Source organism: Mesorhizobium sp. WSM3862 (assembly GCF_002294985.1).
Taxonomy (GTDB): Bacteria; Pseudomonadota; Alphaproteobacteria; order Rhizobiales; family Rhizobiaceae; genus Mesorhizobium.
The window spans coordinates 382,579-394,898 of the sequence record NZ_NSGE01000005.1 but is presented as its reverse complement, the minus strand read 5'-3'; the positions used below and the strand labels follow the sequence as shown (position 1 = coordinate 394,898).

The window sequence follows — 12,320 nt, the reverse complement described above, 5'->3', positions numbered from 1 at the left end:
AGCCGCGTCACGGGCCTGGGGATGCGGCTTGGCTGACATCGGCAAGGACATCGAACGCCCGCTCGGACAGACGCTCCGGCCAGAGCGCCCTGCCTCGCGCACCTTCGGCGCCGGCACGCTTGGCGCGGCGGTCGCCGTCCTCACTGTAGTGGGCATTTCCGGTGCGATCGCGTTGCGTGAAAAACCTTTCCGCAAACCGCAAGAGACGGCCGTTTCGACGCCGAAGGTAATCGTGGCGCCGGCTCCCGCGCCGGCACCGGCGCCGACGCCGGCACCGGCCGAGGTGGCGGCGGCGAAGCCCAATGCGAGCACGCCGATGAAGGGCGATGGCCCGCAAATCATCCATGTCGAGTCTGAAGAGGGCGATGGTCCGCCGAAGGCCGGTATCGTCATCCGCGATCCTTCCACACTCAGCCAGAATCTCAAGGTCGCGCATATTCCCGACAGGGCGCTGATCGAGGCGAGCGACAGCGGCCCGCTGCCGGTGCGCTCCGCCGATGGCCGGCGACCGTTCGACGTCTATGCGCGGCCCTGGTCCGGAGCGCGCGGCGCGCGCGTGGCTATCGTCATCGGCGGGCTCGCCGTCTCCCAGACCGGCACGCAGGCCGCGATCGCCAAATTGCCCGCCGAGGTGACGCTGGCTTTCGCGCCGCAGGGCAACAGCATCGACCGCTGGATGAAGGCGGCGCGCCAGAGCGGACATGAGATCGTCATGCAGATACCGCTCGAGCCGTTCGATTATCCGGGCGTCAATCCGGGACGCAACACGCTGACGGTCGATGCGAGTCCGGACGAGAACCTGAAGAGCCTGCACTGGGCGCTGTCGAGGACGACCAACTATACCGGCGTCATGAACTATATGGGCGCGCGTTTCTCGGCTGATGCAAACGCGATGGGACCGTTCATGGCCGAGCTCGGCAAGCGCGGCCTTGCCTATGTCGACGACGGCTCCTCCGCGCGAAGCCTGGCGCCCGACCTCGCGCTGAAGGATGGCGTTCCTTTCGTCGCCGGCGACATGGCGATCGATGCTGTGCAGGACCGCGGCGAAATCCTCAAGAAGCTGGACAGCCTCGAGGCGACGGCACGCGCCAAGGGCAGCGCCGTCGGCATCGGCTCGGCCTTCGATATCACCGTGGACACGGTTGCGTCCTGGGTGGCAGAGGCGAAGAAGCGCGGCATCGAGATCGTGCCGATTTCGGCGGTGGCGATCGATCCGCAAAAAGGCTAACGCCGACCCTTTCGCCTGAATGCATCTCCAAAACGGCTGGAAATCTCAACGATGGCCAAAAAGATCGATCCTGAAACGCTGCCCTATCGCCCCTGCGTCGGGCTGATGATCCTCAACCCGGCCGGGCTGGTCTGGGTCGGTCATCGCATCGCCGAGCCGGACAGCGAATTCTCCGGCACCACGAAACTCTGGCAGATGCCGCAGGGCGGCATCGACGAGGGCGAGGAGCCGCTCCCGGCGGCGGAGCGGGAGCTTTACGAGGAGACCGGTATGCGCAGCGTGTCGCTGCTTGCCGAAGCGCCGCACTGGATCAATTACGACCTGCCGCCGCATCTGGTCGGCGTCGCCTTCAAGGGCCGCTATCGCGGCCAAACGCAGAAATGGTTCGCCTACCGCTTCGAGGGCGACGAGAGCGAGATTGAGATCAATCCGCCGCCGGGCGGCCACAAGGCCGAATTCGACCAATGGGCATGGCGGCCGATGCGGGAGCTGCCCGACCTGATCGTGCCGTTCAAGCGCAAGGTCTACGAGCAGGTGGTGGCCGCGTTCCAGCATCTTGCTCGCTAGGCGTTGGCAGGCGCGCTTCCAACTAAGTTCGGTTAGCGAAGAGGTTGGCACCGTAGTCGAGATCATGCTTTGTTGATGCAGATGCGCCGCAGGCAAAGAGGCAAACATGAACGACGCGCGACAAGCGCACTTCGCCGGCGTCGAGAAGCACGCAGCTCCGCAACAAGTGTGACCCGACTTTGTCCGACGCAATTGCCCCGATGACCGGCACCAAAACGTCTTTGCCGCAAACGACCGCCACCAGCGGCTTTATGCCCGGCGAAACTTCAGCCGGCGCGATCCTGACCATCGATCTTGGCGCCATCCGCGAGAACTACCGGCGGCTGAAGGCGCGGCTGGCGGGCGTGCGCTGCGCCGGCGTGCTCAAGGCCGACGGCTATGGCCTCGGCGCAGCGCGCGTGGCATCGGCGCTGATGAAGGAAGGCTGCGAGATCTTCTTCGTCGCGCTGCTCGGCGAGGGCATCGCGCTGCGCAAGGCGCTTGAACCCGGACATGAGATCTTTGTGCTCAACGGCCTGCCGCCGGGCTCCGAGCCGGAAGCGATCGCAACTGGGCTTCATCCTGTCATCAACAGCACCGCTCAGTTGAGAGCGTGGCGTGAAGCGGCGCTTGCCGCCGGCCGAAAGCTGCCGGCCGCTGTTCAGGTCGACAGCGGCATGTCACGGCTCGGCATGCCGCCGGCTGACGTCGAGGCGCTCGCGGCGGATGCTTTCGGCGGCATCGACATCCGCCTGGTGATGAGCCATCTCGCCTGCGCCGACGAGCCGCTCAATCCTGCCAACGAAGCGCAGCGGCTCGCGTTTGAGCGGCTGCGCGGGATGCTGCCCAAGGCGCCGGCCTCGCTTGCCAATTCGTCCGGCATCTTTCTCGGATCGGCCTACCACCACGACCTCGCGCGGCCGGGCGCGGCGCTCTACGGCATCAATCCGACGCCGGGCGAGGCGAACCCGATGCTGCCGGTGGTGCGGCTGCAGGCGAAGGTGGCTCAGACGCGCAACGTCGATGACGGCGCCGGCATCGGCTACGGCCATACCCATCAGGCGCGCGGACCGCTCAGGCTGGCGACAATCTCGCTCGGCTATGCTGATGGCTGGCACCGGCGCGCCGCCTCGGCCGCCTGGCTCGAGGGCGTGCGGCTGCCTTTCGTCGGGCGGGTATCGATGGATTCCATTGTCCTCGACATTTCAGCGCTTCCGGTCGATCAACTGGGCGAGGGCGACCTCGTCGAGCTCATCGGGTCGTCGCAAAGCCTCGACGACGCGGCCGCGCATGCCGGAACCATCGGCTACGAGGTGCTGGCCAGCCTGGGTGCGCGCTTTCACCGCCGCTACATCGGCGGGTGAAAGGGGCGGCTTGCTTGACAAGCCGGTGTATCTCGGCAAGGGTCGAGGCATGAGCAACCTCGCCCATAGCAGAACCTTTTTCAGGGTTTGCCCCATCGCGGGAGCGTAGCCCCGGCGCGGTCGTGTTGGCGATCGCCGAGCCGGGGCATTTGAATTCCTGACATCGTCATCGAGCCAGCCAGCCTTTCGCGGCTGTCGGCTCTTCGTCGCCGCCTTTGAGCGGGCTGCAGCGCGCGTCGGTTCGTCGACGTGCAAATCCAGGAGGTTTGCCATGAATGCCACAACCCAATCGCGTTCACGAAACACGATCGTCGTCAGCGACGCGGACCACGACCGGCTCAGCGGCCTTGCCAGAGCCTTTCTCGAGCGGACGCCCGAGATGGCCGAGGACCTGCTCGCCGAGATGGATCGCGCGCGGATCGCCGCCGAAGCGGCGATGCCAACGGATGTCGTGCGGATGGGCACGACGGTGACGCTTCACGACGGGGAAGGAAGCGTTCAGCGCGTCACGCTGGTCTATCCCGCCGAGGCCGACATCGCCGAAAAACGCATCTCGGTGCTGACGCCGCTCGGAACCGCGCTGATCGGCGCGCGTGCCGGCCGCACAGTCTCCTGGCGAAGCCGCGACGGCCGGGTGCTTTCGGCGACCATCCACGCGGTCGAGCAATCCGCGTCGCGGAGAGCGCCATGACCAGGACCATATATCGTCTCACGACGAAGGATCTCGCGGTTCTCGAAGCGATGCTGATGCGCCGGCGCGCCTTTGCCGACGCGATCGTGCCGATGCTCGAACGCAAGCTCGCCGAGAGCAACATCATCCCAGTCGGCATGGTCGAGCCCGACATCGCCACGCTGAACAGCCGGGTAGTCTTCCGGATCAACGAAGGAGCCCCGGAGACGAGGACGTTGATGCTGGGCGACGCCTCCGCTCCTGTCGGATTCGGCCTGCCGCTCGGCACCTGGCGCGGCCTCTGCCTGCTCGGCATGAGGGCGGGCGAGTCGGTAGTGGCCGAGCGCCCCGACGGCAGCCGCGAGCGCATCCTTCTCGAGGATGTGGCCTACCAGCCGGAGGCCGAGCATCGGGCGGCTCGGACTGCCGCACAGCGACCCCTTGGCCCGAGGCTGGTGTACAGCGCCGCAGGCGATCGTTGGCCCCTTGGCGGGTGCGGCAAAATCCGGCAGACAGAAGGCGACGATCCCGGCCCTTCGGCGGCATGATCGGTTTGAGGGAGCATAGAATGAAAGTCCTGGTGCTGGGCGGCGGTGTGATCGGGATCACCACCGCCTACTTCCTTGCCGAGGCCGGCCACGAAGTCACGGTGATCGACCGGCAGCAGGGCCCGGCGCTGGAGACCAGCTTCGCCAATGCCGGCGAAGTGTCGCCGGGCTATGCCTCGCCATGGGCAGGGCCCGGCATTCCCGTGAAAGCCGTCAAATGGCTGTTGATGAAATACGGACCGCTGGTGGTGCGGCCGGCCTTCGATCCGCATATGTGGACATGGCTCTTGAAGATGCTGCGCAACTGCACGGCCGAGCGCTATGCGCTGAACAAGTCGCGCATGGTGCCCTTGGCCGAGTACAGCCGCGACACGCTGAAGGCGCTTCGCGCTACGATCGGCATCAGCTATGACGAGCGAGCCAAGGGCACGCTGCAGCTCTTCCGCAGGCAGAAGCAGCTCGACGGCACCGGCGGCGATGTCGAGGTGCTGAAAAAATACGGCGTTCCCTACGAGCTCCTCGACCGGGACGGCTGCATCGCGGCCGAGCCGGCGCTGGCCGGTGTGCGGGAAAAATTCGTCGGCGGGCTGAGGCTGCCCGGCGACGAGACCGGCGACTGCAAGATGTTCACCGACAAGCTGGCCGAGCTTTGCGTGGCGCGCGGCGTCGCCTTCGAATACGGCACGAGCATCCGGCGCGTCGTCAGGAATCGAAACCGCGTCGTCCAGGTCGGCACCGACAAGGGCTGGCGAACGGCGGACGCCTATGTGATGGCGCTTGGCAGCTATTCGGCTCCCTTCATGCGCAAGATGAAACGGCCGATCCCCGTCTATCCGGTCAAAGGCTATTCCATCACGGTGCCGATAACGGACGCGGCGGCGGCGCCGGTGTCGACCATCATGGACGAGACTTACAAGGTGGCGATCACCAGGCTCGGCGACCGCATCCGCGTCGGCGGCACCGCGGAGATTTCGGGCTTCGACCTTCGTCTGCATGAATCGCGCCGCCGCACGCTCGAGCACTCCGTCGGCGACCTGTTTCCGGGCGGCGGCGATCTCAAGGCGGCGAGTTTCTGGTGTGGCTTGCGGCCGATGACGCCCGACGGGCCGCCGCTGGTCGGGCGCAGCGAATTGTCCAACCTCTATCTCAACACCGGCCACGGCACGCTGGGCTGGACCATGGCCTGCGGCTCGGCGAAAGTGCTTGCCGATATCATTTCCAACCGGGTGCCGGAGATCAACGCGCTCGACCTCAGCCCGGACCGCTACATCAAGGCTTGATTTAAAAGGCCTGTTTCACCCACCCATTGCTGAACAGCAGCCGGTAAGCCCAGCCGATCGTGACATTGGTGGCGACCGGCTGCGAATGGGCGAGATAGTCGTCATAGACCGACTTCATGCGGCGGTAGAAGGCCGGATCGAGCACCATCATGCCGTTTTCCGAGTCGTGGACGAAGCTGCGATTGTTGAGGTTGACCGAGGAGATCGTCACCAGGCGCTGATCGATCATCATGATCTTGGAATGCAGCACCACGTCGGGCGCCTTGAATTCGCGGATGTTGATGCGGTCGCCATATTTCTCCACGAATAGCTTGTTGAGCGCGGTGAGGAAGCGGCCGCCTATGTCGCCCTTGAGATCGATGCGCCCGACGACGTCGATCTTGACGCCGCGGGCCAGCGCCCGATCGAACGCTCTCGCGATACTGGGCGTGAGGTTGAGATAGGGATTGACGATCTCGATGCGATGCTCGGCGGTGTCGATCAGTTCGACGAAGTAGTTTTCCAGTGCATGCCCGTCCGCGTAAGGCACGGAAATGAAGTGCCGCACCACGCCTTGCGGATGGCCACCGGAACGAACCGGAATGGAAAACGGCCGTGACAGATTGGTGTCGGCATCGCGCAGCCAGACGGTCGAGAAATGCGCGGCCAGCGTTTCGACCGTCGCCGGGTCGGCGATCTCGATGTCGAAGTCGCTCCAGTTGGAATAGTAGTTGAGCGAGAAGCCGTCGGTCTTGCCGTATTGCTGCAGCTGAGGGTAGCGCGACAGGTCGATCGGCTTATGAAACAGGAACCCGTCATGGATGTTGCGGCCGCCGATGATGACGCGCGAGCGGCCGGGTTCCTCGGCCAGGGTCGCCAGCATCTTGATGTGATGGGTCTTGTGCAGCTGTGAGAGCTGCTCGTCGATCGGCGCGCCGTGATCGGCCTGCCAGCGATATTCCTGCAATTGGACATTGGGAAACTCCGCCGCCAGCCGATGCAGCAGGGCGTCGTCCTTGTCGCGCTCCAGCACGTCGGTGACCAGGATGCGTACCTTGGTGCCGAGCGCCGCGTGGTGGCGGATCAGCCGCTCCATGATGCGGCCGGAAAAGTCCGCCTTGAACTCCAGCGACGACAGATAGATCAGCTTCAGTCTCGGCGCGTTGGAGAAATCGAGCGGCAGTTCGGGATCGGCCTTGTCGAAGGCGCTTTCGGGCAGCGTCTTGCCGAGCAGCGCCTCGACCTTGGCATTGAAACCGTCGCGCGATTTGCGCAGCAGGGTCGGCCACCCGAGCGGCAGCGCGCAGGTCTGCGACAGCCAACGGCCGTCATAAAAGGCGCGGTCGAGCGCTTCGAGCCCGGCCGGATCTGGCACCGGACAACGATCATAGCGGCTGTCGAGTGCCGTGATCCATGGGTCGGCGGCCTCCTCGCGCAGGATGGTCAGCTTCGCGCCGGACGGCGCGAGGCTGGAGCTGACCGTGAGATCGCAACGGGTGAGCGCTTCGCTTGGAAACAGGCTGGCAGATGTCTCGGTCGTCGGCAGGCTGAGATGGAACGCGGCACCTTTGGCAATTGTGCGCGACCGGCCCGAGATGCGCATCGCCAGCGATCCGTCGCAGCTGCCGCTGATCACGACTGGCTGCCGGCCGGCCTGGCGGAGCACGATCTCGACCGAGCGCGCCTGCAGACCGGAGAAGCTGAAGGTCTTGGGTGCGGACGGCCTGGCGGCGGCGTCGAGATAAAGCGTCTGGCGCGACATGCGCCAGCGACCGGTGAAATGGCCTTCGCCCGGTTTGCCTGGTGCGAGCGGCTGCTCAGTGCCGTCGAGCGGCTTCGCCAACCGTTGCAGCGCCGGATAAGTTGCCTGGAAACGATCATTGTGGACGTCGCGCCAGTCACGGCCGAAGCGGCCGGTGCCGTTGGTGCGGTCGAGCGCATCGATTCGGCTTTGGGCCAGCAACGCCTCGAATCGCTTTTCATAGGCGGCATTGCCATTGTCCGCGAAGTAGCGGGCGCTGGCGATCTCGGCGCCGCTTCGATCCGCCGAGATGGGCGGACGCGCGCAGGCTTCGTCTCCCGGAAAGAAGGCGCAGGCGGAACGGCCCGGCATGCCGGCGCATCCGGCGAGCGCGGTCAGCGCCAGGCCAAGCAGCAGCCTTGTCACGACGGCTCCCGGTCTCACCCGGTCGCCCCGTTCATGACCTTGAGCTGGGCGGGGTCGCGCGGCGGCATGAAGCCCTGCGGAAAGACCTTGCAGACCGGAAGCGCGAAGGTGGCTATCAAGAGCTCGGCCTCGCCGCGCATCTTCCTTGGCGCCGTCTTGTCGCCGCGGATCGTCCTTGCCGAAGCGATCAGCGCGCCGTCGCAATCGCAATGATTGTGGCGGGCGATATAGCAGGCATCGTGGATCCGGCAGGCGGCATCGAGCCGGTCGACCGGGGTGGCCGAGAGATCGCCGGTACGGGTTCCGGGACCGCAATAATTACCGAAGACGAAAGGCGAGGGGCGGGCCATCGCATAGCGGATCGACTTCGGCAGTTCAGCTTCGGGAACCCTGGCCCACGGATTGGCGCAGCCGGAGAGGCAAAGCAGCGGCAGGATGGCAAGAATGGCTCGCATGTCTGCGCCGGCTTTCCCAGATTCCCCCTCGCCTGCCATGGCATGGCGAAGTACTGGTGCCACACTGGCCGATTTTGTGGCAAGCGCAAGGCGGGTCGGCTCCGCCTTCGCTTCGGGCAGTTCCAGCAACGACCGGCTGGCGCGATTCCCGGACGGCTATCCCGTGCGGATGGCTGACATGGATTTCCACCTCGGCGACGGCGATGTCAGCTTCTACGGCCACGCCAGGATAGCGATTTCGATACGCGAGGGCCACTATGGTTTCGTCACCTGCGGGCTGCTGGGCAACAGCGCCGAGGAAGCCGGCCGGGATGTGGGCGGCGTTCGCGGCTGAGGCCGACAAGGTTGTGAATTCTTTCGTCCTCGATGCGCCTCAATGGCGGTTCCAAAGCGGATCGGCCTTTTGGACGGCATCAGACGAACAACCCTTTTTCCCGCTCCACCGCCTTGGTGATGAAATTGGCGACGAGCTGGACCCGGCGCAGCGGCCTCACCGATTCGTGATAGACCAACCAGTAGGCGCGGCGGATGGGCGCGACGATGTCTACCGGCACCAGCTCCGGCATCGAGCGGGCGACGAAGGTATGGAGGATGCCGATGCCGGCGCCCGAGCGCACCGCCTCCGCCTGACCAAGTGCTGACGAGATGGCGAAGCTGGTGCGCCAGTCCGGGCTGAACTCCGCGGCATAGTCGAGCGAAGGGCTGACGATGAGGTCGGGCACATAGCCGATCAGCGTGTGCCGATCGAGCTCGGCTGCTGTCTTCGGCAGGCCGTTGGCTTCCGCATAGGTGCGGGAGGCGAACAGGCCGAGCGTATAGTCGACCAGCTTTCCCGCCACCAATCGGCCCTCGGTCGGCCGCTCGACGGTAATCGCGATGTCGGCCTCGCGCCGCGACAGGGAGAAGGAGCGCGGCACCGGCACCAGCTGGATGGTGAGCTCGCGGTGGAGCGCCGTCAGCTCGCCCAAACGCTTGGCGAGGAAGGCGACACCGAAACCGTCGGGAGCGCCGATGCGCACCGTGCCGGAGACGTCGTCGCCCTCGCCGGCGATGGTCGAGCGCGCGGCGATCATGTCGCTCTCCATGCGCTCGGCGATGTCGAGGAAGCGCTCGCCGGCCGGTGTCAGCTCGCTGCCGGTGGTCAGGCGGCGGAAGAGTTTCGTCCGCAGCGCCTCCTCGAGAGCCGCGAGGCGGCGCGAGACGGTGGCGTGGTTGAGCTCCAGGCGTCTTGCCGCGCCGAGGATCTGGCCGGCGCGAGCCACGGCGAGGAAGATGCGGACATCATCCCAGTTCATGGGGATGACCTTGGTGACAGCGATCAAAGCCGCGTTCCTTCGCGCCCCCCTCTGTCCTGCCGGACATCTCCCCCACAAGGGGGGAGATCAGCGGTTCCGTCGCCGGCTCTTTTGTTGCGACGTTGGCTATTGGCGAAAGCAAAAATGAGAGCTTAACCTCCTCCCTTTCGGGGGCGATGGCCGGTCGGCCAGAGGGGGGCGCGAAGGAACGCAAGCTGCGGCCTTTTCAGCAATCTGCTATTTGCGGCATTTAATGCACAGCTTCCGGACGCTGTCTATTTCGCGCACAACGGTTGCGTTCTAGCTCGCGTTGCCATTGCCGCCGCAAAGGCGGACAATGCCTCATCACCAAAACAGGGAGAGAACCCATGATCGAGTACGGTCATTTCATTGGCGGCAAGCGTGTCGCCGGCACCAGCGGCCGCAAGCAGGACGTCATGCAGCCGATGGACGGCTCGGTGCGCGCAACGGTGGCGCTGGCCTCGGCGCAGGAACTGCGCGCCGCGGTCGAGAACGCCAAGGCCGCGCAGATCAAGTGGGGCGCCACCAACCCGCAGCGCCGCGTGCGCGTGCTGATGAAGTTTCTCGAACTGGTCCAGCGCGACTATGACGAGCTGGCCGACATCCTGGCGCGCGAGCATGGCAAGACCATCGCCGACGCGCGCGGCGACATCCAGCGTGGCCTCGAAGTGGTCGAGGTCTGCATCGGCGCGCCGCATATGATGAAGGGCGAGTTCACCGACGGCGCCGGTCCGGGCATCGACACCTATTCGATGCGCCAGCCGCTCGGCGTCGTCGCCGGCATCACGCCGTTCAACTTCCCGGCGATGATCCCGCTGTGGAAGATCGCGCCGGCGATCGCCTGCGGCAACGCCTTCATCCTGAAGCCTTCGGAGCGCGACCCGGGCGTGCCGATCCGCATCGCCGAGCTGTTCATCGAGGCCGGCCTGCCTGAAGGCGTGCTGAACGTGGTCAACGGCGACAAGGAAGTGGTCGACGCAATCCTCGACGATCCGGACATCAAAGCCGTCGGCTTCGTCGGGTCAACGCCGATTGCGCAGTACATCTATGCGCGCGGCTGCGCGGCGGGAAAACGCGTGCAATGCTTCGGCGGCGCCAAGAACCACATGATCATCATGCCCGACGCCGACATGGACCAGACGGTCGACGCGCTGGTCGGCGCCGGCTACGGCTCGGCCGGCGAGCGCTGCATGGCGATCTCGGTGGCCGTGCCGGTCGGCAACGACACCGCGAACCGGCTGATGGAAAAGCTGGTGCCGCGCGTCGAAAGCCTGAAGGTCGGTCCGTCGACCGACTCCTCGGCCGATTTCGGCCCGCTGGTGACACGCCAAGCCCTGGAACGCGTCAAGGGCTATGTCGACATCGGCGTCAAGGAAGGCGCCAAGCTGGTCGTCGATGGCCGCGGCTTCAAGATGCAGGGCTACGAGAACGGCTACTACATGGGCGGCTGCCTGTTCGACAACGTGACGCCGGAGATGCGCATCTACAAGGAAGAGATCTTCGGGCCGGTGCTGTCGGTGGTGCGCGCGCCGACCTATGAGAACGCCATCAATCTCGCCAACGACCACGAGATGGGCAACGGCGTTGCCATCTTCACCCGCGACGGCGACGCCGCGCGTGACTTTGCTTCCCGGGTCCAGGTCGGCATGGTCGGCGTCAACGTGCCGATCCCGGTGCCGATCGCCTACTACACCTTCGGCGGCTGGAAGGCGTCGTCCTTCGGCGACCTCAACCAGCACGGCCCGGACGCGTTCCGCTTCTACACCAAGACCAAGACGGTCACCTCGCGCTGGCCGTCCGGCATCAAGGACGGCGCCGAGTTCGTCATCCCGACGATGAACTGACCGGACGGTTTTCGGCCGCGCGTCCTCGTCGCGCTGCGGCTGCGGGCACGCGGCAGGCATCAAGGACGGCGCCGAGTTCGTCATCCCGACGACGAACTGACCGGATGGCCCTTCGAGGCCATCAGTGAGAAAGCGCGGTGCGAACCGCGCTTTCTGTTTGTAGCCTTGCAGAGGAGGCTGGTTGTCCTTCACCTCATCGACATTGGGCAAGCTTGTCGTCTCGCCCGGTCGTCGCTTGCAACTCCAGATCCACGATTTGCGATGAAGCACGTCATGGATGCATCTGTACATCCTAATAATTCCATCGCCGTGTGATGGAACCAACAGGCGGCCATCCGCCTTAGGCTGTATTCCTGCCATGCGTGCAGGCCAATCAAACAGCGCCGGTGGCAGCCGGGGTTCTCGTCTGGCGCGAGGAGGTGTCGGATGACACGATTTCTTATGGCGACGATGTGCCTTGCGGCGGCGGCGCTGTCGGCCGGCCAGGCCAATGCGGCAGCACAATGCGCACCACGCGCCGACATCATCAAGGCGCTCGGCGACAAGTTCCACGAAAGCGAGGCAGGGCGCGGGCTGATCAATCCGAACGTCGTGCTCGAGATCTTTGTCTCCGACCAAGGCAGTTGGACCGTTCTTGCCTCCGACACCAAGGGGCAGAGCTGCATCCTGTCCGTTGGCGAAGGCTGGGACAGCCCGACGATCACGGCAGCCCTGCCAGGAGCCTAACACTCACTGGCGCCACGGCTCGTTCAGTGAAAGCCGCGCCGGCGCCTGCGTCAACGCCCGCTTGTCTACCGGGCGCAGCTTCACCATATCGAGTGCAGGGAGTGACAAATCTCCCTGCGACAGACCGGAAACCAGAAGGAGTGACGTGATGGCGACGTCGAGTCCGGCCTGGAGCGTTCCGGCACACTGAGGCGGCC

Annotated in this window: 12 protein-coding genes; 9 read left to right on the top strand and 3 right to left on the bottom strand. The window is 65.3% G+C overall.

The features are described 5' to 3' along the window. Positions 1-28: 28 nt before the first annotated feature. The 6 genes from CK224_RS17660 to CK224_RS17635 all read left to right on the top strand — a co-directional run bounded on the left by CK224_RS17660 (position 29) and on the right by CK224_RS17635 (position 5,636). Positions 29-1,228 carry a divergent polysaccharide deacetylase family protein gene (locus CK224_RS17660; protein ID WP_095782609.1) on the top strand — a complete coding sequence of 400 codons (1,200 nt, stop codon included), beginning with the start codon at positions 29-31 and terminating at the stop codon, positions 1,226-1,228. Between the two features lie 51 nt (positions 1,229-1,279). Continuing rightward, positions 1,280-1,795: an RNA pyrophosphohydrolase gene (locus tag CK224_RS17655; RefSeq protein ID WP_067319545.1), complete on the top strand. Its 516-nt coding sequence runs from the start codon at positions 1,280-1,282 to the stop codon at positions 1,793-1,795. 251 nt (positions 1,796-2,046) lie between these two features. Next, positions 2,047-3,138: an alanine racemase gene (gene alr / locus CK224_RS17650; RefSeq protein ID WP_095782797.1), complete on the top strand. Its 1,092-nt coding sequence runs from the start codon at positions 2,047-2,049 to the stop codon at positions 3,136-3,138. Between the two features lie 271 nt (positions 3,139-3,409). Continuing rightward, positions 3,410-3,829: a nucleoside diphosphate kinase regulator gene (gene rnk, locus CK224_RS17645; RefSeq protein ID WP_095782608.1), complete on the top strand. Its 420-nt coding sequence runs from the start codon at positions 3,410-3,412 to the stop codon at positions 3,827-3,829. Next, entirely contained in the window at positions 3,826-4,356 is a 531-nt protein-coding gene (locus CK224_RS17640; protein WP_095782607.1) for a nucleoside-diphosphate kinase, read from the top strand. Before rnk ends, CK224_RS17640 begins: the two co-directional genes overlap by 4 nt. 20 nt (positions 4,357-4,376) lie before the next feature. Continuing rightward, on the top strand, positions 4,377-5,636 hold the full coding sequence (locus CK224_RS17635) for a D-amino acid dehydrogenase (protein ID WP_095782606.1): 1,260 nt from the start codon (positions 4,377-4,379) through the stop codon (positions 5,634-5,636). 1 nt (position 5,637) lies between these two features. Here the strand turns inward: CK224_RS17635 and CK224_RS17630 are convergent, their stop codons facing one another. Both CK224_RS17630 and CK224_RS17625 read right to left on the bottom strand, forming a co-directional pair. Then, on the bottom strand, positions 5,638-7,728 hold the full coding sequence (locus tag CK224_RS17630; protein ID WP_095782796.1) for a phosphatidylserine/phosphatidylglycerophosphate/cardiolipin synthase family protein: 2,091 nt from the start codon (positions 7,726-7,728) through the stop codon (positions 5,638-5,640). A gap of 68 nt (positions 7,729-7,796) precedes the next feature. Then, on the bottom strand, positions 7,797-8,237 hold the full coding sequence (locus CK224_RS17625) for a hypothetical protein (RefSeq protein ID WP_095782605.1): 441 nt from the start codon (positions 8,235-8,237) through the stop codon (positions 7,797-7,799). Between CK224_RS17625 and CK224_RS17620 the strand changes: the two genes are divergently transcribed. Continuing rightward, positions 8,227-8,571 (top strand): hypothetical protein, encoded by a 345-nt coding sequence (locus tag CK224_RS17620; RefSeq protein ID WP_141245820.1) that lies wholly within the window; start codon positions 8,227-8,229, stop codon positions 8,569-8,571. The genes CK224_RS17625 and CK224_RS17620 overlap by 11 nt on opposite strands. 79 nt (positions 8,572-8,650) lie before the next feature. On the opposite strand, the gene CK224_RS17615 is transcribed toward CK224_RS17620, so the two are convergent. Next, complete coding sequence (locus tag CK224_RS17615; protein ID WP_095778195.1) at positions 8,651-9,532, bottom strand: LysR family transcriptional regulator; 882 nt, start codon at positions 9,530-9,532, stop codon at positions 8,651-8,653. A gap of 368 nt (positions 9,533-9,900) precedes the next feature. On the opposite strand from CK224_RS17615, the gene CK224_RS17610 reads away from it, so the two are divergent. Together CK224_RS17610 and CK224_RS17605 are read left to right on the top strand one after the other, a co-directional pair. Beyond that, a complete protein-coding gene (locus CK224_RS17610) occupies positions 9,901-11,397 on the top strand; it encodes a CoA-acylating methylmalonate-semialdehyde dehydrogenase (protein WP_067319526.1) in 1,497 nt (498 codons plus the stop codon). 426 nt (positions 11,398-11,823) lie between these two features. Further along, positions 11,824-12,123, top strand: coding sequence for a hypothetical protein (locus CK224_RS17605; RefSeq protein ID WP_095782603.1), 300 nt, complete (start codon positions 11,824-11,826; stop codon positions 12,121-12,123). The last annotated feature ends 197 nt before the right edge of the window (positions 12,124-12,320 follow it).

What these genes read in the sequence shown, in the direction of transcription:
- CK224_RS17655 (WP_067319545.1), top strand. Translation starts at nt 1,280, where the DNA reads ATGGCCAAAAAGATCGATCCTGAAACGCTGCCCTATCGCCCCTGCGTC.
- alr (WP_095782797.1), top strand. Translation starts at nt 2,047, where the DNA reads ATGCCCGGCGAAACTTCAGCCGGCGCGATCCTGACCATCGATCTTGGC.
- rnk (WP_095782608.1), top strand. Translation starts at nt 3,410, where the DNA reads ATGAATGCCACAACCCAATCGCGTTCACGAAACACGATCGTCGTCAGC.
- CK224_RS17640 (WP_095782607.1), top strand. Translation starts at nt 3,826, where the DNA reads ATGACCAGGACCATATATCGTCTCACGACGAAGGATCTCGCGGTTCTC.
- CK224_RS17635 (WP_095782606.1), top strand. Translation starts at nt 4,377, where the DNA reads ATGAAAGTCCTGGTGCTGGGCGGCGGTGTGATCGGGATCACCACCGCC.
- CK224_RS17630 (WP_095782796.1), bottom strand. Translation starts at nt 7,728, where the DNA reads ATGCCGGGCCGTTCCGCCTGCGCCTTCTTTCCGGGAGACGAAGCCTGC.
- CK224_RS17620 (WP_141245820.1), top strand. Translation starts at nt 8,227, where the DNA reads ATGGCTCGCATGTCTGCGCCGGCTTTCCCAGATTCCCCCTCGCCTGCC.
- CK224_RS17625 (WP_095782605.1), bottom strand. Translation starts at nt 8,237, where the DNA reads ATGCGAGCCATTCTTGCCATCCTGCCGCTGCTTTGCCTCTCCGGCTGC.
- CK224_RS17615 (WP_095778195.1), bottom strand. Translation starts at nt 9,532, where the DNA reads ATGAACTGGGATGATGTCCGCATCTTCCTCGCCGTGGCTCGCGCCGGC.
- CK224_RS17610 (WP_067319526.1), top strand. Translation starts at nt 9,901, where the DNA reads ATGATCGAGTACGGTCATTTCATTGGCGGCAAGCGTGTCGCCGGCACC.
- CK224_RS17605 (WP_095782603.1), top strand. Translation starts at nt 11,824, where the DNA reads ATGACACGATTTCTTATGGCGACGATGTGCCTTGCGGCGGCGGCGCTG.